The sequence below is a fragment of the Rhizobium sp. 3T7 genome, assembly GCF_020166565.1.
GTDB lineage: Bacteria > Pseudomonadota > Alphaproteobacteria > Rhizobiales > Rhizobiaceae > Rhizobium.
In genome coordinates, this window is sequence record NZ_JAIQXS010000021.1 from 1 (window position 1) to 24055 (window position 24055).

A 24055-nucleotide genomic window follows, 5' to 3' on the forward strand; every position below is an offset into this window, starting at 1 on the left:
ATGGGGTGGTTCGAGAACCGCAGGACAGCAAAAGCTATCTGTCCGGCGGAAAGAAGGACTTTGCCGATCGGCGAGAACGCCGGTCAAAACGAAACCGAACCCAAGGAAAGCCGCCAATTGAAGGCGTTTTGCCCCTTGTGTTCTTTCATTGGAGGCAGTCATGCCAAGAGGCGATAAATCCGCTTATACGGACAAGCAAAAGCGCAAGGCCGAACACATCGAGGAAGGCTACGAAGAACGCGGCGTTTCCACCAAGGAGGCCGAACGGCGGGCGTGGGCGACGGTCAACAAGGAAAGCGGCGGCGGCAACAAATCCGGTTCCGGCCGGGGCAAGAAGGATACCCACGAGGCCTCCGAAAAGGGTGGGCGCAAAGGCGGTGCCGCCTCCGCATCGCGTTCCGCAGCCGAGCGTTCCGCTTCTGCAAAGAAGGCCGCTACGACCCGCAAGCGCAACGAGCAACAGACGCATCACTGATGACTGATGCGGGCCACCGGGAGGGAACTCATGGCGTATGAACTCTATTATTGGGATGGTATTCAAGGCCGTGGCGAGTTCGTGCGCCTGGCATTGGAAGACGCCCAGGCGGACTATGTCGACGTGTCCAGACAGTCCGGACGCGGGATGGGCACGGGCGCCATGCTGGAGCTTATGAAGAGCAAGAATGAACCCCACATTCCATTCGCACCACCGTTTCTCAAAGATGGCGAGCTTATTGTCTCGCATGTCGCCAACATTCTTTTCTATCTCGGTCCGAAACTCGGTCTTGCGCCGGACGATGAAAAGCTGCGCTACGTCGCCAACGGCTTGCAGCTGACGATCACGGATCTGGTGGCGGAGGTGCACGACACGCATCACCCCATCGCGACATCGCTCTACTACGAGGATCAGAAGGAAGCGGCGAAAGCCCGCTCCCAAGCTTTTATCGTTGAACGCATTCCGAAATTTCTCGGTTACTTCGAACAAGTGCTGCAACAAAATCAAAAGGGATCGAGCCACATCGTCGGCGATACGACGAGCTACGTCGATCTGTCGCTATTTCAGGTGATTGAGGGTCTGCGGTATGCCTTTCCGAAGGCCATGAATGCCTATGCGGCCAACTATCCGGGGCTGACAGGGCTGCACGATGCCGTCGCCAAGCGGCCGAACATCGCCGCGTATTTACGGTCGCAACGCCGGCTCGCCTTCAACGAGGAAGGGATTTTTCGGTACTACCCGGAACTCGATCTGGCGCCATAGCGGATATGGCATTGCCCCGTGTCGATGGTGGCTGATAAGCTCCTTGCAACCAACTTGCCCTCACCCGTCCCATCATATTCCTGGAGGCTATCGCTGCCATGGCAAATCTTGCTCAATTACTTGCATCCATCAAAATTCCGGACCTTTCCGGCAAGGCGGTGCTGATCACTGGCGCTTCGACTGGTATCGGGGCAGCGCTCGCGCGCGCCTTTGCCGCCCAGGAGATGAAAGTCGGAATTCACTACAATGCGAGCCGGGAGCCCGCTGAAGCGCTTGCCGACGAAATACGGGCAGCTGGTGGTACCGTGCACCTCGTTCATGGCGATGTATCGAAGGAGGGCGAGACGGAACGCGTCGTCGAGGAGACGGCCAGAACCTTCGGGCATCTCGACGGGCTGATCAACAATGCCGGCGGCATGCTTGGCCGCAAGCCGACCGCCGAATATACCGACGAACACTACACGAAGGTCATGGATTTGAACGCGCGCTCGGTGCTTGCCGCCACGCGCGCAGCACATCCCTGGCTGAAGAAACAGGGCGGCTTCATCATCAACACAACCTCGATTGCGGCGCGCAACGGCGGTGGCAACGGTGCCGTGCTCTATGCTGCGTCAAAGGGGTTCGTCTCGACCATTACCCGCGGCCATGCCAAGGAGTTCGTTCCCGATCGCATCCGTGTCAACGCGGTGGCGCCCGGTGTTATCGCCACGCCGTTTCATGATCGCTATACGAACGACGAGCAGATGGAGATCCAACGCAAATCCATTCCGATGGGGTTCGTGGGGACGCCCGAGGATTGTGTCGGCGCCTATCTCTTCCTCGCTTCTGCGACGCTCTCAGGCTACGTGACCGGACAGATCATCGAGGTTAATGGTGGCCAGTTGATGCCGTAAGAGGCGCCAAGCGGAGACGGCGCGGCATCCCCCGCCGTTTCCATTTGCAACATTTCAGACCCGCTCGAGGGCAATTGCAATTCCCTGACCGACGCCGATGCACATGGTCGAGAGAGAATAGCGTCCACCGGTTTCGCGGAGCTCGAGCGCAGCGGTGCCGGTGATGCGCGCGCCGGACATGCCAAGCGGATGGCCAAGGGCGATCGCCCCGCCATTTCGGTTGACGCGGCCGTCGTCATCGGCAATGCCGAGTTCGCGCAGAACTGCCAGCCCCTGCGACGCAAAGGCCTCGTTGAGTTCGATCACATCGAACTGGTCCTGTGTCATTCCGAGCCGGGCCATCAGCTTTCGCGATGCCGGAACAGGGCCGATGCCCATGATGCGCGGCGGCACGCCCCCGGTTGCTCCGCCAAGGATGCGGGCGATCGGCGTCAGCCCATGTTTCCTGGCAGCAGCCTCGCTCGCGATGACAAGGGCGGCAGCGCCATCGTTGACACCGGATGCGTTGCCGGCCGTCACCGTTCCGCCTTCCTTCTTGAAGGGGGTGGAAAGCTTGGCAAGCGCTTCCATCGTCGTTGCGCGCGGATGTTCGTCCTTCTCAACGATCATGGGTTCGCCCTTGCGCTGGGCGATGGAGACGGAGGTGATCTCCTTTGCCAGCCGGCCATTGGCCTGCGCGGCGGCGGCCTTGGCCTGACTGCGAACGGCAAAGGCGTCCTGGTCCTCGCGCGAAACCTGGTAGTCCTCGGCGACGTTTTCGCCCGTCTCCGGCATCGAGTCGACGCCGTACTGCTTCTTCATCAGGGGATTGATGAAGCGCCAACCGATCGTGGTGTCGTAGATCTCGGCATTGCGCGAAAAGGCCGTCTCGGCTTTCGGCATGACGAAGGGTGCGCGCGACATGCTTTCAACGCCGCCGGCAATCATCAGGTCCGCTTCGCCGGCACGGATCGCACGGGCTGCCGCAATCACGGCATCCATACCCGAACCGCACAGGCGGTTGATTGTTGTGCCGGACACGGAGATGGGCAGGCCAGCAAGCAGCGACGACATGCGGGCAACGTTGCGGTTGTCCTCGCCAGCCTGGTTGGCGCAGCCGAAGATGACGTCGTCGACGGTTTCCCAATCGACCTTGCCGTTGCGCTCCAGCAGCGCCTTCAGTGGCACGGCGCCGAGGTCATCGGCGCGAACGGTCGAGAGCGAACCGCCAAAGCGGCCGATCGGCGTGCGGATATAGTCACAGATGTAAGCGTCAGCCATTCTACGCGGCCTCCTTGTCGCCCTGATGGGCTTTCTTGGTGCGCGCATTGATGTCGCGCAGCGTCGAAAGTTCGATTTCGGTGGGAACCGGCGTCTCGATCACATGGTCGGCGAACTTGATCGCCCAGCCGCAGTTCTCGACGATCTGCTCCCGGTTGACGCCATGATGGATCGAGACAACGGTGAGTTCTTTCGTCACCGGAGCCGGCTCGAGAATGCAGAGATCGGTGATAACGCGGGTCGGGCCCTTGGTCTTCATGCCGAGGCGCTCTCGGTGATCGCCGCCTTCGCCGTGACCCATCGAGGTGATGAAGGGTAGTTTGTCCACGAAGCCACGCTTGGAAAGCGCCATGGTGATGAAGATCTGGCCGCAATTGCTGGCGATCTCCGGCGCCCCGCCGCCGCCCGGCAGGCGAACCTTGGGATGGTCATAGGGGCCGACGACCGTGGTGTTCAGGTTGGCGAACTTGTCGATCTGGGCGCCGCCGAGGAAGCCGGTGGTGATGCGGCCGCCCTGCAGCCAGTAGCGGAACATTTCCGGCACCGAGACGGTAAAGAGTGCAGTATCGCAAAGTTCGCCATCGCCGATCGAGAGCGGCAATACATCCGGCTTGGTGCCAACCGTGCCGCTCTCGTAGATGAGCGTGATATCAGGTGCATGGGTCAGGCGTGCAACGTTGCAGGCGGCCGATGGCGCGCCGATGCCGACGAAGCAGACATCGTCATTGGTCAGCGCGCGCGCTGCGGCAATGGTCATCATTTCAGTGGGGGTAAAGTCGTTCATCCTGGCCTCCTCACGCAACCTTCTTTGCATGCTTGGCGAAGTCTTCGGGGCTTGCCTGCATGACGTTCTCATCGATCCATTTCAGGAAGGTGTCGCGATCGCGGGCGATCTCGTCCCAAGCGATGTAGAAGGCATTGGAGCGCGGATAGTAGCCCTGTGCATAGGACGGGAATGCGCCACCTGGAACTTTCGCGACGGCGGTTACAGCCCAGGTCGGCAGCACGACGGAGTTCGGCGATGGCGGGGCGAGCTCGTCGACGATCTCCTCGACCGTCACGATCGAGCGCCTGGCGGCGAGAACCGCCTCCTTCTGGACGCCGACAATGCCTTCGAGCAGGACGTTGCCCTTGCGGTCGGCCCGCAGCGCGTGAATGATCGTGACATCGGGGCGAATGGCCGGAACGGCGGCAAGGACCTCGCCCGTGAACGGGCACGTCACGGATTTGATGTTGGGATTGACCTTCGGAAGATCGGCGCCGATGTAGCCGCGCAGCGCTGCGAAGGGCAGGTTCGCAGCGCCTGCCTCGTAGGCATTGGCCATGGCGGCATGGCTGTGTTCTTCGATCTCCAGCGGCCGCGGCCACTGATTTTCCACTGCATCGCGGAAACGGTGCAACGAGCCAACGCCGGGATTGCCGCCCCAGGAAAATTTCATGCCGCGCGCAGCTCCGACCCCGATCAGTTGGTCGTAGAGAATGTCCGGGGTCATGCGGATCAGGAAAAGGTCCTTCTTGCCCTGGCGTATCACCTCGTGGCCGGCGGCATAGGGGATGAGATGGGTGAAGCCCTCCATGGCGACGGTGTCGCCATCCCTTACGTTCTCGGCGACGGCTTCCTTCAACGATACGATCTTCGCCATATGGCCTCCCGCAATCTGCTGTCGAATGCGCGCAATAAGCGCCTCCGCAAAAGCGCCGTCAAATATTTTGTGCGTTATTTGACATTTGTTCGTATATCGCACAAACTGCAGCAAGGAGGACGGCGATGCGTGACACTGATTTTGTCAGCGGGTTTGCTCGAGGATTGAAGGTGATCGAAGCCTTCGAGGAGACGCGCCAGCGTCTTTCGATTGCGGAAGCCGCGAAGCTGACCGGCCTCGACCGCGCCACGGTTCGGCGCTCATTGCTGACACTCGCCGAGCTCGGCTATGCCGACTACGACGGCAAGTTCTTCGCCCTGACGCCGAAGATCCTGCGACTGGGACATGCCTACCTCTCGGCAACGCCCCTGCCCGTCCTTATTCAGCCGCATCTGGATCAGCTGTCAGAAAAAGCCGGGCAGAGCGCATCCGCCTCCGTGCTCGACAACACAGAAATCGTCTACATCGCGCGCGCCTCGCAGCGTCGTGTCATGTCGATCAACCTGACGCCTGGCAGCCGTCTTCCCGCCTTCTGTGCCTCGATGGGGCGTGTCCTGCTGGCAGCGCTCCCTGAGGCAGACGCCAGAGCAATCCTTGCCCGCACCGACCTCAAGCCCAATACGCCGAACACCAAGACGGATGTCGAGGAACTGGTGACCGAATTCCGGCGCGTGCGCGAGCAGGGTTACGCCGTGATCGATCAGGAGCTGGAAATCGGCCTTTGCTCGATTGCAGTTCCTGTCGAGAACGATCGCGGGCAAACGGTGGCGGCAATCAACATCGGCGCGCCGGCCGCGCACGCGCCAGCCGCGGACATGCCGGCTCGCTACCTGCCACTGCTCAGGGAGACACAAAAGGCGCTGCGCCTCGTGCTGCGCTAGGCTCGGGGCTCGCAAATCAGACCTAGAAGATGCCGGCAGGCGCGATCCATGCGCTTGAGAAGAAGATGTGTTCGCAGCGGTCACATCGGGTGTGAATGCGACAACTGTCCTTGAGTCTTCCGAACAGGTCTTCGATTTCGCGGTGTCTGTGCCAATCAGCCGGCATCACTTCACCGCGACCACGACCTTCCCCTTCGCACGACCCGTTTCGACATAATCCAGCGCCTCATTGGTCCTCTCGAACGGGAAGACCTGATCAATCACCGGGCGTATGTTACCCGCCTCGATCAGGGAGGTGATCTTTCCAAGCTGTCCGCCGTTCGCTGTCATGAAGAGAAACGAATAGTTGATCCCCCGGCGTTTCGATTTTCTCCTGATGCCGAAACTCAGCAGACGCATGACCTGTTGCAGCAGCCAGCCAGAGCCGTTCTGCCTCGCAAAGTCGGGATCGGGCGGACCGGAAATCGAGACCAGCTTGCCGCCGGGTTTCAAAACAGCAAGGGATTTCTCCAGCGTCTCCTTCCCTAGGCTGTTCAGCACGACGTCATAGCCCTGCAGCACTTTTTCGAAATCATCCTTCTTGTAGTCGACCACGACGTCTGCGCCGAGACTTTTCACAAGAGCGACATTTGCGGTGCTCGTGGTCGTGGCCACATCGGCGCCGAGATGCTTGGCAAGCTGGATCGCGATCGTGCCCACGCCGCCCGAGCCGGCATGGATCAGAACCTTCTGCCCCTTGCGCAAGTTGGCTCGCTCCACAAGCACCTGCCACGCCGTCAGCGCGACAAGCGGAATGGATGCTGCCTCTTCCATGGTCAGATTGGCGGGCTTCATTGCTACATCGGCCTGGTCCATGGCGATATATTCTGCAAATGTGCCGATCCGATCCTGGGCCGGACGTGCGTAGACCTCGTCACCGGGCTTGAATCGCCGGACATTGGCCCCCACCCGGACCACAACGCCCGCGACATCGTTGCCGAGTACCAGCGGAAGGCGGTAGGGCAGGATCAGCTTGAACTCTCCGTCCCGGATCTTGCCGTCCAGCAGGTTCACGCCAGCGGCGTGAATCTCGACCATGACGTCGTTCTCACGCAACTGCGGTTCAGGACTTTGGCCGAGCTGTAGGGCGCCGCCTTTCCCATAGCGATCGATCAGGAATGCTTTCATCATACGAACTTTCGTTTCTGTGTGAGCCGGCAGCACCGGTAGTGCGGCGATGAACGCTCAATCGGGAAGTCTGTTGAATTTGCGAAGGCTCTTGTCGACGAAGGACTCGGGCAGAAAGCGGCGGATGAAACGGACCTGTCCTGCCGCTTTTCCGGCAGTATAACGTCTCTTGGGCGATGCCGCGTTGGCTGCCCGGACGATGGTTTCGGCGACCACCTCGGCTGCATCGCCCTTCGCGACGATTTCGCGCATCAGTCTCTCGGCGCTGGCGCGCGCCGCATCGTAGACGGCAAGCGGTCGGTCCGGTCGCGTGATGTTCTCTTCGAAGGAGGTGCGGGTGACACCGGGTTCGACGAGCACGACGCGGATGCCCTGCGTTCGCACTTCGTGGTCGAGAGATTCCGAATAGCCTTCGATGGCGTGCTTGGTCGATGCGTAGAGCGCGTTATAGGGAGCCGGGATCAGCCCGAGTATGGAGCTAAGGTTGATGATCCGGCCTCGGCGCTGCCGTCTCATCACCGGCAGGACCGTATTCGTCATTCGCATGGTGCCGAAGACGTTGACGTCGAATACCGCTTTCGCCTGCGCCGTTGTCGATTCCTCGGCCCCGCCAAGCAAGCCGATCCCGGCATTGTTGACGAGCAGATCGATCCGCCCTTCCCGGCTTAAAACCTCGTCGACGACGCTCTGCACGGATTGATCGTTGATGACATCGCAGATCAGCATCGCGATCCCATCGGGCGTATCGGCCATCGGCTTTCGGCTGGTGCCGAAGACACGGTAGCCATCGCGCCGCAACGATTCCGCCGTCACCAGCCCAATGCCCGAGGAAGCGCCCGTGACCAGGGCGACGCCGCGTTCTCTTTTACTCATCGGCTTCCGCTTTCATTTTGTCATGGAACATCGATGAGCAATCAGTTACTATCAAATCAGTATCAAGTCACTACTAAAAAGATATCGACATGAAGAATCTTTCGGACCAACCCTGCCTGATCGCCCGGAGCCTGGCGCTTGTGGGAGACGCATGGAGCATGCTGATCATGCGTGACGCCCATGCGGGGCTGACCCGCTTCGATGATTTCCGCAAGAGCCTCGGTATCGCGCCGACGATGCTGACGGGGCGACTTTCGGCCCTCACCGAGGAGGGGCTTCTGGAGAAACGCCGCTATTCCGACCGTCCGCCCCGGGACGAGTATGTGCTGACGGAAGCCGGTCGCGACTTTCTGCCGGTTCTGTTTGCGATCGGCGCCTGGGGACGCAAGCATCGCGGCGGGGGAAAGGTGACGCGCTTCTTCGACGCCGAGACCGGAACGGAGATCGATCCCGTCACCATCGACCGCGTAACCGGCGCGCCGGTCGGAACCCGTCCTATTCGTATTGCCGCACCCGAGTAAGCCGCTTTAAGGCAGATGAAGCAACATCTGGTCACTCCTATCGACGGTCACCTCCAGCGCAGATTTGCCGGGGAATAGTCCGTTCCCCGAGCGCTGCCCAAGGCAGGTTGCTGCCAATGCAGCTAGACGCCAAGCTTGGCTCGCTCCGCCATGCGCCATGACCTGGGCGTCTGGCCGGCCTGCTTGAGGAAGAAACGCGAGAAATAGGCGGGATCCGAGAAACCTAGGCGATAGGCGATCTCCTGGACGCTGCCAAAGGTGAAGACCAATTCGCGCTTTGCCTCATCGAGAAGCTTGCGGGCAATCAATTCATGCGCGCCGTAGCCGGTCGTGGCGCGCACGATCCGGTTGAGGTGGGTCGGCGAGATGCCGAGCGCCCTGGCATAGAAGGCGGCCGGCTCATGCGACTTGAAATGCCGCTGTATCAGGCCGTGAAGCAGCTCCATGCGTCGCTCATTCTCATCGGCAGCCGCCTGATCTTCCCTCCCGGCCGAAGAGAGGCGCGCTGTCAGTAGCAGGGCCGACGTCAGATAGGACTCCAGCAGATCATTGCGTCCGGCCCGCCGTTGCGAAAACTCGTGCCCGAGCCGCTGCAGGCAAGCCGCGACGTAGCGTGCGTCCTCATCTTCCATGTCGAGTTTCGTCAGATGCGGAGAAGCCATCCACTCGCCGAGCCTGCTGCGGTCGCCGGGTATCGCCTTCAGATGCGAACTCAGTACCGTAATGACGAAGCCCTCGATGTCCTTGGAAAAGCGAAAGCCGTGGTCGACGCCGGGAGGAACAGTGATCACCGACTGTGGTTCGATCGCGCGCCGGACGCCTGAGAACATGGCCTCCCCGGAACCGCTATCTATGTGCAATATCTGAAAGAAACTGTCATGGCGATGCGGCCGGATCTCCCAATGATGTAGGCTGCTGCGCGATGGAATTGTTTCGCAATGCAGCCAAAAATCTGGCTTTCGACCGGTGTTCTCGCCGTATAGCTCGTATGTCGGAACAATCCTCGCCATTTCCACCTCGTCCGCCGTATGTTCGATTAGTGCAGTTTCGTGATGGAATTGTCCATTGCTGATCGCGTCGCGCCTCGTCACAATTTAACAAAAGACAAGTGCGGGAGGACACCATGCGCACACAGGTAGCCATCATCGGCTCCGGCCCATCAGGGCTTTTGCTCGGCCAACTGCTGAAAGAGGCCGGCATCGACAACATCATCCTGGATCGGGTCGGGAAGGACTACATCCTTGGCCGCGTGCGCGCTGGAGTGCTCGAGGAAGGCACCGTCGGCCTGATCGACGAGGCAAAGGCGGGCGCGCGCCTGCATGCCGAAGGTCTCCCGCATGATGGTTTCTCCCTTGCCTTCGACGGGCGCGATCACCGCATCGATCTTTTTGGTTTGACCGGCGGCAAGCGCGTCATGGTCTACGGGCAAACGGAAATCACCCGAGACTTGATGGAGCAGCGCGAGATCAGCGGCGCCCAGACGATCTATGAAGCGGCCAATGTTCAGCCGCACGGCTTCGATGGAACGGCCCCCTACGTAAGCTACGAAAAGGATGGCCTCGCCCATCGGATAGACTGCGATTTCATTGCCGGCTGCGACGGTTTTCACGGCGTCAGCCGCAAGGCGGTGCCGGAAAAATCGCTGCGCACCTTCGAAAAGGTTTATCCCTTCGGTTGGCTTGGAATTCTGGCCGAAGTCGCTCCTGTCAATCATGAACTGATCTATGCCAACCACCCGCGGGGATTTGCGCTGTGTTCCATGCGTTCTGCGCATCGCAGCCGCTATTACATCCAGTGTCCGCTCGACGAAAAGATCGATGCCTGGAGCGACGACCGCTTCTGGGACGAGCTGCGCCGACGTCTGCCTGCACACCATGCCGAGGCACTTGTCAGCGCGCCTTCCTTCGAGAAGTCGATCGCGCCGCTGCGCTCCTTCGTTGCCGAACCGATGCGCTTTGGCCGCATGTTCCTGGTCGGCGATGCAGCCCATATCGTGCCGCCAACTGGCGCCAAAGGCCTCAATCTTGCCGCGAGCGACGTGCATTATCTGTTTTCGGGCCTCATAGAGCACTACCAGGATCGCTCGAACGCGGGCATTGACGCCTACTCGCAAAGGGCGCTCGCCCGGGTATGGAAGGCGGTTCGTTTCTCCTGGTGGATGACGACGATGATGCACCGGTTCCCTGATACCGGTGACTTCGACCAAAAGATTCAGGAAGCTGAACTCGACTATCTCACACATTCACGTGCGGCTTCGACGGCGCTTGCGGAAAATTACGTCGGTCTTCCCTACTAGCTCCCCTTCCGCCATCCACGGAAGGGTGCATGGAGAGCGGCGGTGGTCAATGCGTCCCACCGCTGCTCGCCCGCGCTCAGATCTTTCGGAATTCGAGTTCGTAGATGACTTCCTCGCCTGTCGCGGGATCCACACCCGGCGCGCCGCTGATCCTCAGCCTGTTGCCGTCGATGGAGAATGGCCGAACCAGGTCGGTCACACCCCAGGCCGGATTCCAGCTGGCATCGACATGGTGGATAACGCGGCCGTTATCGAACGTGTAGGTGCCGGCATAGGCGAGCATGCTATCGAAGAGAGCAACCTTTTCGGAATCTGTCGGCATCTTACCGTTAGAGACTGGCCGTTCGCTGCTGACGACCAATGCCATCATTCTGCCGTCCGGTTGATACGATAAGAAACCGACGGGGTCCGGTCCCATCACGTCGGAAACGGTGCCGGACGCAACCATCTTCCGTTTCCAAGACACCATTCGCCATGTTCCATGTAATGCGGCTGCACTTCCCATAGTGTGGCTCCCACGCGCAGTTGCACGAGCTGGACGATACCACGCGGGTCGTATCGCGAACAGGGTCGCTAGGTCTTCACGGCAATCTCGGTTGCCGCTTCCCGCAATGTCTGCATTAAGATAGAGAGCGGCAGCGAGGGGATGGCGTCCGTGCGCATTGTCAATCCGACCGGGCCTTTCGTTTCGCTCGTGTCGATCGGCAAGACTTCCAGCAAGCCGTCGGCGATGTCGGTCGCGACGACGCCTGTCGAGATGATCCAGATGGCGTTGCTCGACCGCACGAAGGCGCGGCCGAAGGAATCCGAAACCGTCTCGATCTGGTTCGGCAGACTGGCCACGCCGTTGGCAATCAAAAAGCTTTCCACAAACGGGCGAATGATGGAGGCGCGCGTGGGCATCAGCACTGTGTATTCGCTAAGGTTCGCGAATAGGGACTGGCGCGACTTGAGGAGCGGATGGCCGGCACGAACGGCAAAGACGACCTGCTCCGAATAGAGGTGCTCGAAGGAGAAGCCGGCCATCTTTTCGGCTCCGGCAAGACGCCCGACGACGAGATCAAGGTCCCCCACACGCAACTGCTCGAGAAGCACTGCATTCTCGCCTGTGACGATCTTGATGCGGCTCCAGGTGTTCTCCTTCAAGAAAAGCTCCATCGCCCGCGGCATGATCCGCGTCGATACCGTTGGGAGCGCGCCGATGCGGATCGGTGGTGCCTCGCCGAAACGCTCTTGCGAGACCGAATCAAGCCCCTGGCGCAGTGCCGTCAGCGCCGCCCCCGCGTGGCGGAGAAAGACGTCGCCATAGCGGGTGATCTTGATACCGCGTCCATCGCGCTCGAAGACGGCCACACCAAGCACCTCTTCCAATTCGCGGATCGTCTTCGTCACTGCAGGCTGACTGACATTGAGCAGCTCGGCAGCCTTCATCACGCTTTTCTGACGAGCGACCTCGACAAATGTCTGCAGATGACGAAACTTGACGCGATTGTCGATCATGCTTTTCATAACTCCGGAGTTATCGAAATGCCACGAAATATCATTTTACCTAACCAAATTAAACATCCAATTTGAACCAGGGTCTGTGCGGATCTTTCCATCAAGTCGACTGCGGCTTGCATGGGGATGGGCGCGGAGAGGAGATTTGCCATGCAGTTTGCTCGTATCAACGACATCGCGATCCATTATCAGCTGATCGGCGGCCCCGCCGACAAGCCGGTCATTGTCTTTGCCAATTCGCTTGGCACCGATTTCCGCATCTGGCGTGACGTGATCGTGCGACTGGCCGGGGATTATGCGATCGTTGTTTACGACAAGCGCGGCCACGGGCTTTCCGATGTCGGTCAGGTTCCTTGTTCGATCGAAGACCATGCCTCCGATCTTGGCGGTTTGCTCGATCTTCTGGCGGTCAAGCGGGCCTTCATCTGCGGTCTTTCGGTGGGCGGGTTGATTGCTCAGGCGCTCTACAAGGCGCGTCCCGACATGGTGCAGGGGCTGATCCTTTGCGATACCGCGCACAAGATTGGTACCACCGAAAGCTGGAATACGCGCATTGCAACCGTTGCCAGCAAGGGCATCGGCAGTATTGTCGATGGTGTCATGAAGCTGTGGTTCACGCCGGCCTTCCGGCGACCCGAGAATACGGCCTATCACGGCTACAGCAACATGCTCGTGCGCCAGCCGGTGGAAGGCTATCTCGCCACCTGCGAAGCGATCCGTGACGCCGACTACACGGAGGCTGCCGCCAAGATCGGCGTTCCGACCATCTGCATCGTTGGGGATCAGGACGGCTCGACACCGCCCGATCTGGTGAAGTCGACGGCCAAGCTCATTCCCAACGCCCGCTTCGAGATCATTCGCGATGCCGGCCATATCCCTTGCGTGGAGCAGCCGGAAGCGCTGACGGCAATCATCCGCGCATTCATCGATTTCGCATTGCATGGAGAAAAGAACCCATGAGTGAACGCCACCAGCCATCGGAGCGCTTTCAGCAAGGGATGGCGACGCGCCGTGCTGTACTGGGCGATGCGCATGTCGATCGCGCCGAAGCGAGTTCGACGCCTTTCGACAAGCCGTTCCAGGACCTAATCACGGAAGCCGCCTGGGGCCACGTCTGGTCGCGCCCGACGCTGACGCGCCGTGAGCGATCGATCGTCACCATCGCGCTTCTTGCCGCGCTCGGCCAGGATGACGAGGTGGCCATGCATGTGCGCGCCACCGCCAACACCGGCGCCTCACGAGATGACATCTGCGAGGCGCTGCTGCACGTGGCGATTTATGCAGGTGTTCCCGCCGCCAATCACGCCATCAAGATCGCCAAGCACGTTTTCGAGCAGATGGACGCCGGAAAGGCGGCCTGAAAGGCACAGTATGTCTGACCTCACCAACCGCAAGCCTGAAACCGGCGCCTTCTTCGCCCGTGATCGCGCGTGGCACGCGCCCGCCCTGACCCCGGGCTACAAGACCTCTGTTTTGCGTTCGCCGCAGCGCGCACTACTCTCGCTTGACGGGACGATCTCGGAGATCACAGGCCCGGTCTTTTGCCATTCTGTCATCGGCGAGCTCGACAATGATTTGATCCACAACTTCGCCAAGCCGGGCGAGAGTGCCATCGGCGAACGCATCATCGTTCATGGCCGCGTGCTCGATGAACGTGGCCGGGCGGTGCCCGGTGCTCTTGTCGAGTTCTGGCAGGCCAACGCCGGCGGGCGCTATCGACACAAGAAGGAAACCTATCTCGCCGCCATCGATCCGAATTTCGGCGGTTGCGGACGCTGCATCACCGACGAGTACGGTCAGTATTCTTTCCGTACGGTTCGCCCAGGGGCCTATCCCTGGCCGAACGGCGTCAACGACTGGCGGCCGGCCCATATCCACTTTTCGATCTTCGGCCACGGGTTTGCCCAGCGTCTGATTACGCAAATGTATTTCGAGGGTGATCCAATGATCTGGAAGTGTCCGATTGTCGGCACGATCCCGGACAAGCGCGCCATTGAGCAACTGATTGCGCCGCTCGACTGGGGCAATACAATTCCGATGGATGCGCGCGCCTACAAGTTCGATATCGTGCTGCGCGGTCGCCGCTCGACGATGTTCGAGAACCGCCTGGAGGGGAATTGATGGTACAGGAACTCGGTTACCTCAAGGAAACACCGTCGCAGACGGCTGGCCCGTACGTTCATATCGGCCTAACGCCGAACTTCTGCGACATCGGTGGCGTTTATGAAGACGACCTTGGCTCGATGATGGTCAACGACAAGACTCTCGGAGAGCGTATCACCGTGACCGGCCGCGTTCTTGACGGAGCTGGTGCGCTGGTCCGCGATGCCGTCATCGAAATCTGGCAGGCCGACAGCGCCGGCCTCTATAACAGCCCGTCTGAAATGCGTGGCACGGCAGATCCGAACTTCACCGGTTGGGGTCGCTGCGCGACGCGCGCCGAAGACGGCGTTTTCACCTTCGACACCGTCAAGCCAGGTCGCGTTCCTTTCAAGGACGGACGCAAGATGGCGCCGCACATCACCTTCTGGATCGTCGCTCGTGGCATCAACATCGGCCTGCACACGCGCATGTATTTTCCCGAGGAGACCGAGGCCAACAAGGCCGACCCGCTGCTCTTGCGCATCGAGCACCGCGAGCGCGTCGACACGCTGATTGCCGTGCGCGAGGACTCGACCTACACCTTCGACATTCGACTTCAAGGAGACAGGGAGACCGTGTTCCTGGATATCTGATCGCAGGGCTGCGGGGACCTTGCAACGCGACGATTCCGGGCGCAGTTATCGGTTCGCGCAAGAAAGATACTGATGACGATCTCAGCTTACGATCACCCCTTTCTTTCCGGCTTGCTTGGCGACGACGAGACGGCTTCGTATTTCTGCGCGCAGGCGGATATTCGCGCGATGCTCGGCTTTGAAGCAGCGCTCGCGAAGGCCGAGGCCGGTCATGGCCTGATTTCACACGAGGCCGCCCGCCACATCGGCACAGTTTGCGCGACGTTTGAGCCGGACGTTTTGCATCTGAGAGCAGCCACTGCCCGCGATGGGGTTGTGGTTGCCGATCTCGTCAAACAGCTTCGCAAGGCAGTCGGTAGTCCGTATTGCGATTGCGTTCACCTCGGCGCCACGAGCCAGGATGTCATCGACACCAGTTTGATGGTTCGGCTCAAGGCAATCGCGTTCCTGTTTTCAAGTCGGCTCTCGCAGCTTGCCACGGCGTTCGACAATCTCGACGCGCAGTTTGGAAAGAATGTCCTGATGGGGCGGACACGCATGCAGGCAGCGATTGCGATCACCGTGTCGGATCGTCTTCGTGCATGGAGCGCGCCGCTCGGCGGCTATCGCGACCGGCTGACCGAACAGCGGTTCCCCGTGCAGTTTGGCGGGGCGGCCGGCACGCTCGACAAGCTTCAGGATCATGCATCGGCCGTACGCGCTGCCCTTGCTCAGGAACTCGGCCTTTCCGACACGCCGCAATGGCAAAGCCAACGCGGGATAATCGCTGATTTCGCCAATCTGCTCTCACTCATCAGTGGCAGCCTCGGCAAATTTGGCCAGGATATCGCGCTTTTGGCACAGGCCGGCGATGAGATCGAGCTTGCCGGTGGCGGCGGTTCGTCCGCAATGGCGCACAAGCAAAATCCGGTCGCCGCTGAAACGCTGGTTGCTCTTGCGCGCTTCAATGCGACCCAGCTTTCCGGTTGCCATCAATCGCTGGTGCATGAACAGGAGCGATCGGGCGCGGCCTGGATGCTCGAATGGCTTATTCTGCCGCAAATGGTTATGGCTACAGCCGCTTCGCTTCGCCTGGCGCTTGAACTGGCCGGTCATATCAAGCGAATTGGGCGGCGAAACTCATAACCCTGGAAGTATGAATTTCGGCTTTTATTTCATTTTACATTACCGTTTGGGATGAGACACTATCGCCACGGTTTTAGCTTCTGGCTAGTCCGGCGTGGGAGTGCGCCACAGTCAATGGGAGGATTTATGAAACGGTTTGTCCTGGCCGCCGTCGCGGCAATCGTCATGAGCACAGCGGCCTATGCTGACACGATCAAGGTTGGCGTCGTCGGGCCGTTCTCGGGTCCATTTGCCCTGCAGGGCAAGAACTTCAAGGCCGGTATTGACGCCTACATGGCAATCAACGGCAACAAGGTCGGCGACAATACCGTGGAAGTGATTTACCGCGATCTTCCGGCCGCCGATCCGGCGCAATCCAAGGCACTGGCGCAGGAACTGGTCGTCAAGGAAAAGGTCCAGTACCTGGCCGGCTTTTATTTCACGCCTGATGCGATGGCCGTGACACCGATCCTGAAGCAGGCGAATACGCCGCTCGTGATCATGAATGCTGCCACATCGGCGATCGTCACCAAGAGCCCACTGGTGGTCCGCGCCTCGTTCACGACATGGCAGACCTCTACCCCGATCGCCAAGGTCGCCCATGACGCCGGCGTCAGCAAGGTCATCTCAGTCGTCAGCGACTACGGTCCGGGTGTCGACGCGGAGAATGCCTTCAAGGCAGCCTTCGAAAAGGAAGGCGGCCAGGTCGTCGAGGCGATCCGCATGCCGCTGTCGACAAACGATTTCAGCCCGATCATGCAGCGCATCAAGGATTCCGGCGCGCAGGGCGTCTTTGCCTTTCTGCCGTCCGGTCCGACGACGCTCGGCTTCGTCAAGGCCTACAACGAAAACGGTCTCAAGGCGGCCGGCATCAAGTTCTTCGCGCCGGGAGACCTGACGCAGGAATCCGACCTTCCAGCACTTGGTGATGCGGCTCTCGGCATCCAGACGACCTTCCATTATGCGGTCTCGCATGACTCTCCTGAAAACAAGGCGTTTGTCGAAGCTGCGGCCAAGGCGATCGGCAACAAGGCGGAGCTGTCCTTTCCGGCCGTTGGCGCCTATGACGGCATGAATGTGATCTACAAGATGATCGAGGCGACCGGCGGCAAGCAGGACGCGGCCAAGGCCGTCGAGGCAGTCAAGGGACTGACGTGGGTCAGCCCGCGTGGTCCGGTCTCGATCGATCCGGAAAGCCGCCACATCACGCAGAACATCTACCTGCGCGAAGTCACCAAGGCCGATGATGGGACTTATTACAACAAGGAAGTCCAGACGTTCGAAAAACAGGGTGATCCTGGCCTTGCGGCTGCGAAGTAACGGCTTCTGATACCTGCAGCGGACCGGAGAATGCTGGCGGCGCCGAGCACGCTCAAGCACCGCAACACCGGCCCGCTCCAACAGCATCGGGATAACCTCATGCAAACAGTCTTCAGCATAGCCGTCGATGCGCTTGCCTATGGCATGGTGCTGTTCGTCATCTCGATCGGTCTGTCGGTGACCATGGGATTGATGCGCGTCGTCAATCTTGCGCACGGCGCTTTCGCCATGATCGGCGGCTACATCGCCTCCTATGCGGCGCGCGATCTCGGGCTCGGTTACGGCGTTGCGGTGATCGCTGCTGTCGTTGGTACGGTGATCATAGCAATTCCTGTCGAGCGCTTTCTCTATAGGCGCATCTATGGGGCGCCGGAACTGACGCAGGTGCTGATGACCATCGGCATCACCTTCTGCATCATCGGTATTGCAAACTACGTCTTCGGTCCAACGCTGAAGACGATCCCGCTACCATCAGGACTTCAGGGCTCGGCTGATCTTGGCTTCCGAACCATCCCAGTCCATCGCCTGTTTGCGATCCTGTGCGGTCTCGCTGTCGCCGTCGGGCTTTGGTACGCGATCGAAAGAACAAGCTTCGGGGTGAAGCTGCGCGCCTCTGTCGACAATGCGGCGATGGCGGCGGCACTCGGAGTACGCACCGAGATCATCTATGCGCTAAGCTTTGCTGTGGCGGTTGGGCTCGCCGCTTTTGGCGGCGTTGTCGGCGCCGAGATGCTGCCCGTCGAACCCTACTATGCACTCAGATACATGGTGACCTTCCTCGTGGTGGTTTCGGTCGGCGGTGCGGGGTCCATCCCTGGAGCCCTGCTGGCCTGCCTCCTGCTTGGCGGCATCGACACCACCGGACGCTACCTGATGCCGGAGTTCGGCGAATTCTTCTTCTACCTCGCGGTCATTGCCATCATCTGCATCTTCCCGCGTGGCCTTGCGGGAAGGACGAAATAGAATGGCTGTCGCTATGAATACCGAAGCAGCAATTTCCATGTCTGCCCGCCCGCATCGCTCGATGGGGCGTGATGTGGCGGGCGTCGCCGCCATCGTCGTCGTTGCCGCGATCGGCTACCTGTTGTTTCCGGACAATCTCGCGCTGCTCACGCGTATCGTCGCGGCCGCCTTGCTTGTCTTGTCGCTTGATCTCGTCACCGGTTACTGCGGGGTTGCGACACTTGGCCATGCGGCCCTCTTTGGATCGGGTGCCTATGCGGCCGGCATCCTCTCGGCTCACTACGGCATCAACGATCCGCTGCTGATGACGCTTGCAGGTGTCGTTGGCGGGGCAGTAGCCGGATTTGTCAGCGGCGCCGTCATCCTGCGTGGCCACGGCCTGCCACAGCTCGTGCTGTCGATCGCGCTTATCAATCTCTTCCACGAGTTCGCCAACAAGGCATCCAGCTGGACCGGCGGTAGTGATGGCCTGTCGGGCATCTCTACCGATCCGATCTTCGGTTACTTCGAGTTCGATCTCTATGGCCATACCGCCTATGTCTTTGCGATTGTCCTGTTGCTCATCGTCTTTGTGATCCTGCGCCTGCTCGTCCGCTCGCCCTTCGGCATGCTGTGTCGCGGCATCAAGGAGGATCCGGTCCGCGTCCGCGCGATGGGCGCCTCGCCAAAAGCCGCCCTGATGAAGATGTACGTGATCTCGGGAGCGGTCGCCGGCGTCGGTGGGGCACTCAACGCCATTACCACGCAGGTCGTCGGCCTCGACAGCCTTTCCTTCACGCTGTCAGCGGAGTCGCTTGTCATGCTCGTCCTCGGCGGCACCGGCTCGCTGTTCGGCGCGCTGTCTGGAACTGTAATCTTCATGCTGTTTGAGGATTATGTCTCGGCGGCAAATCCGTTCCACTGGCTGACGATGGTCGGCGCACTGTTGATCGCCGTTGTCTTATTTGCCCCGAAGGGGCTCTATGGCTCCGCCGCAGCTTTCCTGAACCGCAAGAAGGAGGCGGGACAATGAGCGCCGTCTTCGAAGTCCTCAAGCTGAAGAAATCCTTCGGTGGCCTTGCCGTGACAAACGACGTCTCGCTGTCGATGGCACCGGGCGATCGCGTGGCGCTGATTGGACCGAACGGAGCGGGCAAAACGACATTCGTCAATCTTGTGACGGGTAACCTTCAGCCCGATTCCGGCGATGTCCGGCTTGCCGGCGAGACCGTCACCAAGATCGGGTCCAATGGCCGCGTCAAGCGCGGCCTGGTGCGGTCCTTCCAGGTTACCCGGCTGTTCCTTGAGATGACGCCGGCCGAGCATGTGGCCCTTGCCATCCTCCAGCGTCAGGGACGCACGGGCCGCATGCTCGGAAATTTCCTTGCGATGCCCGATGTGATGGACGAGGTAAGCGACCTGCTCACAACGCTCGGCATTGCTCATCTCATGCATCGCAAGGTCAATGAGATTGCCTACGGCCAGCAACGTCTCCTGGAGATCGCCGTCGCCATGGCGCTGCGGCCGAAGGTGCTGCTGCTTGACGAGCCGGCGGCCGGTGTTCCCCAGAGCGATACCGGCCGCATCGAGCAGGCGCTTTCCGACCTGCCCGCCGATCTCGCCGTCTTGATGATCGAGCACGACATGGATCTCGTCTTCCGCTTCGCCAAGCGCGTCGTCGTTCTCGCTGCCGGCGCGATCATCTTCGACGGATCGCCTGCCGACGTCACCAAGGATGCCCGCGTTCGCCAGGCCTATCTCGGGAGCTATGCCAATGCCAGCCACGCAGCTTGAGGTCGAAAACCTGTCCGCCGGCTACGGACCGACACGCGTTCTCGAAGGCGTTTCCTTCTCCGTTCCTGCCGGCGCGCGCCTCGCCGTTCTCGGTCGCAACGGCATGGGCAAGACCACGCTACTTGCGACGTTGGCCGGACAGACCAAACGCTATGATGGTAGGATACGCATCGGCGCAGCCGATGTAACGGCGATGCCGAGTGCTGCACGTGCTCACAAGGGATTGGGTTATGTGCCGCAGGCACGCTGCATCTTTCCGACCTTGACGGTCGAGGAGAATCTCTTCGTGGGCCTCAAGGGCCGCGCAAAGGGCGCGCTTGAGGAAGCTTACGGGATGTTTCCGCGCTTGAAGGAACGACGCCGTAACCTCGGCAACCAGCTTTCCGGCGGCGAACAGCAGATGCTGTCCACGGCGCGCACAATCCTCGGCCGTCCGTCGGTGCTTCTCCTTGACGAGCCACTCGAGGGGTTGGCGCCCGTCATTTGCGAGGAACTGATGGCGGCTTTCGCCGCGCTCGCAAAGACCGGCGACATGACCATTCTTCTTGTCGAACAACGTATCCAGAGCGCCTTGGATTTTGCCGACCACGTGATCGTGCTCGAGCGCGGGCGTCTAGCCTGGGCCGGTGCGCCGAAGGAACTGTCTGACGATCACGACACTGTAGAGCGTCTGCTGGGTGTTGGAGGGCTTCATTAAGTCCGGGCGATGCGATCGTCGCGTTGCCCTCCAATGTCCCAGCGCCTCATACTATTGGCGAAGGAGCCGACAATTGTATTTGGAGGGCCGAGCAACCATCTAATACAAAGAAATGCGGACCGTGTCGCTTCTGTCCTGCCCAGGCATTATGGTCCGTTTACCGAAAACAAACCATGGGCAGTTGCTTTCCGAAGCAAAAATCGATTGCTTAGGAAAATCTACCAGTCGAACTGATAGCGGGTAGAAACGATACCAACGATACGGGGTCGCCCATGGAATTCCACGCTTCGCTTGCTAATCACGATATGATTACGATAGCGTTGTGGGGTTGGCCCATTTTGAAGACGCGATGAGTAAAGATCTGTTTCAGGTAAAGTTTTGGGGCGTTCGCGGCAGCATCCCGGTCTCGGGCCCCGAATTCGATCGCTATGGCGGCAACACCTCGTGCATCGAAATTCGCTGCGGTGAACACCGGATGATCTTCGACGCCGGATCGGGCGTACGCGAAGCTGGCCTTGCCATGCTCAATGAGGACGTCCGGGACGTCGACCTGTTTTTCAGCCATTGTCACTACGACCACATCATCGGTCTGCCCTTCTTCAAGGCGATCTATTATCCCACCATCGATCTGACGATCTGGTCCGGCCATCTCGACGGAAAGATGAGCACCCGCGAGATGATCGAGCAGTTTATCAGCCCCCCATGGTTTCCTGTCAAAACCGACATCTGCCAGGCGACTATGAGCTTTCGCGACTTTCATGCGGGCCAGACGCTGGAGCCGCGGCCCGGTATCAAGATCAAGACCTTCATGCTGAACCATCCCGGCGGCGCGATCGGCTACCGTATCGAATGGAAGAGACGCTCGGTGGCCCTGATCTACGACATCGAGCATATCCCCGGCGTCTACGATCCGGTTGCGCTCGAGATGATGAAAGACGTCGATCTCGCCGTCTACGACTGCACCTATAACGAAGACGAGATGCAGCGCTTCAAAGGCTTCGGCCACTCCACTTGGCAGCATGGCGTCGAACTCGCCAAGATGGCCGGCACCAAGCAGTTTGCCCTGTTCCACCATGCCCCGTCGCGTACGGATACGCAGCTGGAGCAGATGGAACAGGAGGCACAGGCTTCGTTCCCAGGGGCTTTTGCCGCCAGGGACAATCAGGTCCTCGAAATCAGCTAAGCAGATCGCGCGCCGACATCCAGATGGCACCGCGATGATGTCCGGTTTCCCGCAAGAGGCGGGCCAGGAATTCCCATTCCGACGCCCCATGCACCAGATGGTGGGTGAGTAGGCCGATCGGCTCATCGTCGCCAGCAGAGCGAGCCTGCAATTGCGCCACCAATTCTCCAACCAGATCCGCATGCGCACGGTTGCCGCGCTGTCCGCGGGTATTGACGACATCGACATGGGTGTTCAGCAGGCGGATCGGGTTGCCGGCCTTGGCTCTGCCGAATACCGACAGCACATCGAAGTCCTGCGCGCCAAGCTGCGGGACCAGCTCGTCGCTTATCCTGTTCCAAGGCGGCACCAGCATGGGCAAAAGCCTTGGACCGTAAAGATCTTGGAGCGTGACTAGGCCATCGCGCAATTCTCCAAGCACGATATGCGCCGGCCGGTGGCCGCCGAGCTCCTGTTTCTTTTCGTCCGGCCCGGCATGGTTTGCATGCGACCAGCCGTGGACGGCAACGAGAACGTGATCTTCGCGGGAGAGGCACGTTGCCAACGCTTCGCCAGTCGACGCCGGAATAACCGCAATCGTTAGCGGGACGGAAGATTGACGGGTGATCCTGAGCAGGCTCTCGAGTGCATCGGTCGGCGCGATTGCGTCGTCGTCGCGCAACCAAAGTCGTGCCTGTCGACCGGCCGACTGCCAGCGGTCGAGTTCCTGCCGGAGGGGCGCCCAGATTTGATCCTCGGTCATGCTTTTCGTCTCACATAAGTCTGCAGAATGGCATCCAGTGCTTCTGCTGCAACCTGGAGCGAACGCTCCTCCAGAACGAAGTGACGCGCGCTTGCGCCCATTGTCGAGCGCTTGACGGGATCGTCAAGCAAAGCTGCGATTGCTGCTGCGAAGGCCGGCACATCGCCTGCGGGCGTCAGATGGCCGGTGGCGCCGTCGATAACCACCTCGGGAACGCCTCCGGTCTTCTGGGCGACCACTGGTAATCCTGCAGCCTGCGCCTCCAGATAGGCAAGCCCGTAGGCCTCTCCGCAGCCCGGCCATACATAGATGCCGGAGCGGCCGAGCTCATGAGCGATTTCGCCGGCGCTGAGCTCTCCGAGCCATTCGATGCGTTCCGATTCGAAGGCGCCAAACAACTGCCGCACGTCGGCCCGCATCGGCCCATGGCCTGCGATTGCCAGCGTCCAGGGGCGATCCCCGAGGTGCTGCAGCGCCGCGGCGAGCATCGTGTAGCTCTGCATCTTGTCGCCCCTGCGCATCATTGCTACGGCGATCAGGCGTTCTGGCTTCGCCTGAGGCAGGGCGGTCGCGAAAAGCGTCGTATCGATGAAAGGCTTCAGGGCGGCGAATGAACCCGTCGGTAGGGCTTGTGCCAGCCCGGCCCGGTCGCGCTCGGTGAAAATGATGTTGACGGCTGCCGCGCGGGCGCCGTCCACGACCAGTCCTTGTTGCTCGCCCCATTCCGTCGCGTCTCTTTTCGCCGAATACGACGCCTCGGCCGTGACGTATGGGATGGCGAATTCCCGGCAGAGTGCCGGCCCGAAGACATCGGGCGATTTGTAGTAGGGATGATAGCAAAACCAGAGGTCGGGGCGCGGCTTGCTTGTCCAGTCGTCCCGCAGGCGCTTCAATTCCGCCTCTGCGGCGGACCGCCGCCCGCTCGCCTCCTCCTGTGTCGCTGCAAAGCTGCGGAACTCCGAGACGATTTCGACCGAATATCCGGCAAGCTCCAGAGCGCGCATGAGCAGGCGCGCCATCAGGCGGTCGCCGGATGGAACGGGGTGGTTCGGGGATTTCAACGGCGCGTAGAACGCAATCCGCATTTCCGCACCTCCATCGACACACACTGTTTACAATCGTTGTACGGGCCAGCCACCAGAAATTCCGCTATTGTCAGCTTGCATAAGTTTTGCTGATAGACATGAAAGGCGATCGCAATCGCAGTGGCGGCAATTCCACCTTAATTCCGTCCTCTCTATTGCATTTGTCATTTGGTATTCAAGAA

General features: G+C 60.3%; 27 protein-coding genes. 17 read left to right on the plus strand and 10 right to left on the minus strand.

Annotation, left to right across the window (positions count from 1 at the left end):
- Window positions 1-160: 160 nt before the first annotated feature.
- The 3 genes from K9B32_RS23285 (at window position 161) to K9B32_RS23295 (ending at window position 2130) form a co-directional block, all read left to right on the plus strand.
- Entirely contained in the window at window positions 161-475 is a 315-nt protein-coding gene (locus K9B32_RS23285; RefSeq protein ID WP_224566454.1) for a plasmid stabilization protein, read from the plus strand.
- Between the two features lie 30 nt (window positions 476-505).
- Window positions 506-1237: a glutathione S-transferase gene (locus tag K9B32_RS23290; RefSeq protein WP_224566456.1), complete on the plus strand. Its 732-nt coding sequence runs from the start codon at window positions 506-508 to the stop codon at window positions 1235-1237.
- A 98-nt stretch (window positions 1238-1335) separates the two neighbouring features.
- The gene (locus K9B32_RS23295) at window positions 1336-2130 is read left to right on the plus strand and encodes an SDR family NAD(P)-dependent oxidoreductase (protein ID WP_224566458.1); all 795 of its coding nucleotides are present in this window, start codon (window positions 1336-1338) and stop codon (window positions 2128-2130) included.
- A 54-nt stretch (window positions 2131-2184) separates the two neighbouring features.
- Here the strand turns inward: K9B32_RS23295 and pcaF are convergent, their stop codons facing one another.
- From pcaF to K9B32_RS23310, 3 genes are read right to left on the minus strand one after another with little or no spacing between them, the layout of a single operon-like run.
- Window positions 2185-3390, minus strand: coding sequence for a 3-oxoadipyl-CoA thiolase (gene pcaF / locus K9B32_RS23300; RefSeq protein WP_224566461.1), 1206 nt, complete (start codon window positions 3388-3390; stop codon window positions 2185-2187).
- Window position 3391: 1 nt separating this feature from the next.
- Window positions 3392-4174, minus strand: a complete 783-nt coding sequence (locus K9B32_RS23305; protein WP_224566463.1) for a CoA-transferase subunit beta — start codon at window positions 4172-4174, stop codon at window positions 3392-3394.
- A 10-nt stretch (window positions 4175-4184) separates the two neighbouring features.
- Window positions 4185-5033 (minus strand): CoA transferase subunit A, encoded by an 849-nt coding sequence (locus K9B32_RS23310; protein ID WP_224566465.1) that lies wholly within the window; start codon window positions 5031-5033, stop codon window positions 4185-4187.
- A 125-nt stretch (window positions 5034-5158) separates the two neighbouring features.
- On the opposite strand from K9B32_RS23310, the gene K9B32_RS23315 reads away from it, so the two are divergent.
- A complete protein-coding gene (locus K9B32_RS23315) occupies window positions 5159-5914 on the plus strand; it encodes an IclR family transcriptional regulator C-terminal domain-containing protein (RefSeq protein ID WP_224566466.1) in 756 nt (251 codons plus the stop codon).
- Between the two features lie 165 nt (window positions 5915-6079).
- Here the strand turns inward: K9B32_RS23315 and K9B32_RS23320 are convergent, their stop codons facing one another.
- Together K9B32_RS23320 and K9B32_RS23325 are read right to left on the minus strand one after the other, a co-directional pair.
- Window positions 6080-7081 (minus strand): NADP-dependent oxidoreductase, encoded by a 1002-nt coding sequence (locus K9B32_RS23320; protein ID WP_224566625.1) that lies wholly within the window; start codon window positions 7079-7081, stop codon window positions 6080-6082.
- Window positions 7082-7138: 57 nt separating this feature from the next.
- Window positions 7139-7954, minus strand: coding sequence for an oxidoreductase (locus K9B32_RS23325; protein WP_224566468.1), 816 nt, complete (start codon window positions 7952-7954; stop codon window positions 7139-7141).
- A gap of 89 nt (window positions 7955-8043) precedes the next feature.
- Between K9B32_RS23325 and K9B32_RS23330 the strand changes: the two genes are divergently transcribed.
- A complete protein-coding gene (locus K9B32_RS23330; protein WP_224566470.1) occupies window positions 8044-8475 on the plus strand; it encodes a winged helix-turn-helix transcriptional regulator in 432 nt (143 codons plus the stop codon).
- 122 nt (window positions 8476-8597) lie between these two features.
- Here K9B32_RS23330 and K9B32_RS23335 read toward each other — a convergent pair whose 3' ends face one another.
- Window positions 8598-9485: a helix-turn-helix domain-containing protein gene (locus tag K9B32_RS23335; protein WP_224566472.1), complete on the minus strand. Its 888-nt coding sequence runs from the start codon at window positions 9483-9485 to the stop codon at window positions 8598-8600.
- A gap of 113 nt (window positions 9486-9598) precedes the next feature.
- Here K9B32_RS23335 and pobA point away from each other — a divergent pair, with 113 nt between their 5' ends.
- Window positions 9599-10771, plus strand: a complete 1173-nt coding sequence (gene pobA / locus K9B32_RS23340; RefSeq protein WP_224566474.1) for a 4-hydroxybenzoate 3-monooxygenase — start codon at window positions 9599-9601, stop codon at window positions 10769-10771.
- Between the two features lie 76 nt (window positions 10772-10847).
- On the opposite strand, the gene K9B32_RS23345 is transcribed toward pobA, so the two are convergent.
- Together K9B32_RS23345 and pcaQ are read right to left on the minus strand one after the other, a co-directional pair.
- Entirely contained in the window at window positions 10848-11276 is a 429-nt protein-coding gene (locus K9B32_RS23345; protein WP_224566476.1) for a lipocalin-like domain-containing protein, read from the minus strand.
- Window positions 11277-11344: 68 nt separating this feature from the next.
- Window positions 11345-12271 carry a pca operon transcription factor PcaQ gene (gene pcaQ / locus K9B32_RS23350; RefSeq protein WP_224566478.1) on the minus strand — a complete coding sequence of 309 codons (927 nt, stop codon included), beginning with the start codon at window positions 12269-12271 and terminating at the stop codon, window positions 11345-11347.
- Window positions 12272-12421: 150 nt separating this feature from the next.
- Between pcaQ and pcaD the strand changes: the two genes are divergently transcribed.
- The 11 genes from pcaD (at window position 12422) to K9B32_RS23405 (ending at window position 22046) form a co-directional block, all read left to right on the plus strand.
- Window positions 12422-13231 (plus strand): 3-oxoadipate enol-lactonase, encoded by an 810-nt coding sequence (pcaD, locus tag K9B32_RS23355; RefSeq protein ID WP_224566480.1) that lies wholly within the window; start codon window positions 12422-12424, stop codon window positions 13229-13231.
- Window positions 13228-13632 (plus strand): 4-carboxymuconolactone decarboxylase, encoded by a 405-nt coding sequence (gene pcaC / locus K9B32_RS23360; RefSeq protein WP_224566482.1) that lies wholly within the window; start codon window positions 13228-13230, stop codon window positions 13630-13632. The genes pcaD and pcaC overlap by 4 nt, the downstream gene beginning before the upstream one ends.
- Before the next feature lie 10 nt (window positions 13633-13642).
- Window positions 13643-14392 (plus strand): protocatechuate 3,4-dioxygenase subunit beta, encoded by a 750-nt coding sequence (gene pcaH, locus K9B32_RS23365; protein ID WP_224566484.1) that lies wholly within the window; start codon window positions 13643-13645, stop codon window positions 14390-14392.
- A complete protein-coding gene (pcaG, locus tag K9B32_RS23370; RefSeq protein ID WP_224566486.1) occupies window positions 14392-15006 on the plus strand; it encodes a protocatechuate 3,4-dioxygenase subunit alpha in 615 nt (204 codons plus the stop codon). The genes pcaH and pcaG overlap by 1 nt, the downstream gene beginning before the upstream one ends.
- 72 nt (window positions 15007-15078) lie before the next feature.
- Window positions 15079-16131, plus strand: a complete 1053-nt coding sequence (locus tag K9B32_RS23375) for a 3-carboxy-cis,cis-muconate cycloisomerase (RefSeq protein ID WP_224566488.1) — start codon at window positions 15079-15081, stop codon at window positions 16129-16131.
- 126 nt (window positions 16132-16257) lie between these two features.
- Entirely contained in the window at window positions 16258-17430 is a 1173-nt protein-coding gene (locus tag K9B32_RS23380; protein WP_224566490.1) for an ABC transporter substrate-binding protein, read from the plus strand.
- Between the two features lie 99 nt (window positions 17431-17529).
- Window positions 17530-18393 (plus strand): branched-chain amino acid ABC transporter permease, encoded by an 864-nt coding sequence (locus K9B32_RS23385; RefSeq protein WP_224566492.1) that lies wholly within the window; start codon window positions 17530-17532, stop codon window positions 18391-18393.
- Window position 18394: 1 nt separating this feature from the next.
- Window positions 18395-19405: a branched-chain amino acid ABC transporter permease gene (locus tag K9B32_RS23390; protein ID WP_224566493.1), complete on the plus strand. Its 1011-nt coding sequence runs from the start codon at window positions 18395-18397 to the stop codon at window positions 19403-19405.
- Window positions 19402-20166, plus strand: coding sequence for an ABC transporter ATP-binding protein (locus K9B32_RS23395; RefSeq protein WP_224566495.1), 765 nt, complete (start codon window positions 19402-19404; stop codon window positions 20164-20166). Before K9B32_RS23390 ends, K9B32_RS23395 begins: the two co-directional genes overlap by 4 nt.
- Window positions 20147-20863: an ABC transporter ATP-binding protein gene (locus tag K9B32_RS23400; RefSeq protein ID WP_224566497.1), complete on the plus strand. Its 717-nt coding sequence runs from the start codon at window positions 20147-20149 to the stop codon at window positions 20861-20863. Before K9B32_RS23395 ends, K9B32_RS23400 begins: the two co-directional genes overlap by 20 nt.
- A gap of 349 nt (window positions 20864-21212) precedes the next feature.
- Window positions 21213-22046, plus strand: coding sequence for an MBL fold metallo-hydrolase (locus K9B32_RS23405; protein WP_224566499.1), 834 nt, complete (start codon window positions 21213-21215; stop codon window positions 22044-22046).
- On the opposite strand, the gene K9B32_RS23410 is transcribed toward K9B32_RS23405, so the two are convergent.
- Window positions 22039-22788 (minus strand): polysaccharide deacetylase family protein, encoded by a 750-nt coding sequence (locus K9B32_RS23410; protein ID WP_224566501.1) that lies wholly within the window; start codon window positions 22786-22788, stop codon window positions 22039-22041. The genes K9B32_RS23405 and K9B32_RS23410 overlap by 8 nt on opposite strands.
- Complete coding sequence (locus K9B32_RS23415) at window positions 22785-23873, minus strand: glycosyltransferase family 4 protein (RefSeq protein ID WP_224566503.1); 1089 nt, start codon at window positions 23871-23873, stop codon at window positions 22785-22787. Before K9B32_RS23415 ends, K9B32_RS23410 begins: the two co-directional genes overlap by 4 nt.
- Window positions 23874-24055: the final 182 nt, after the last annotated feature.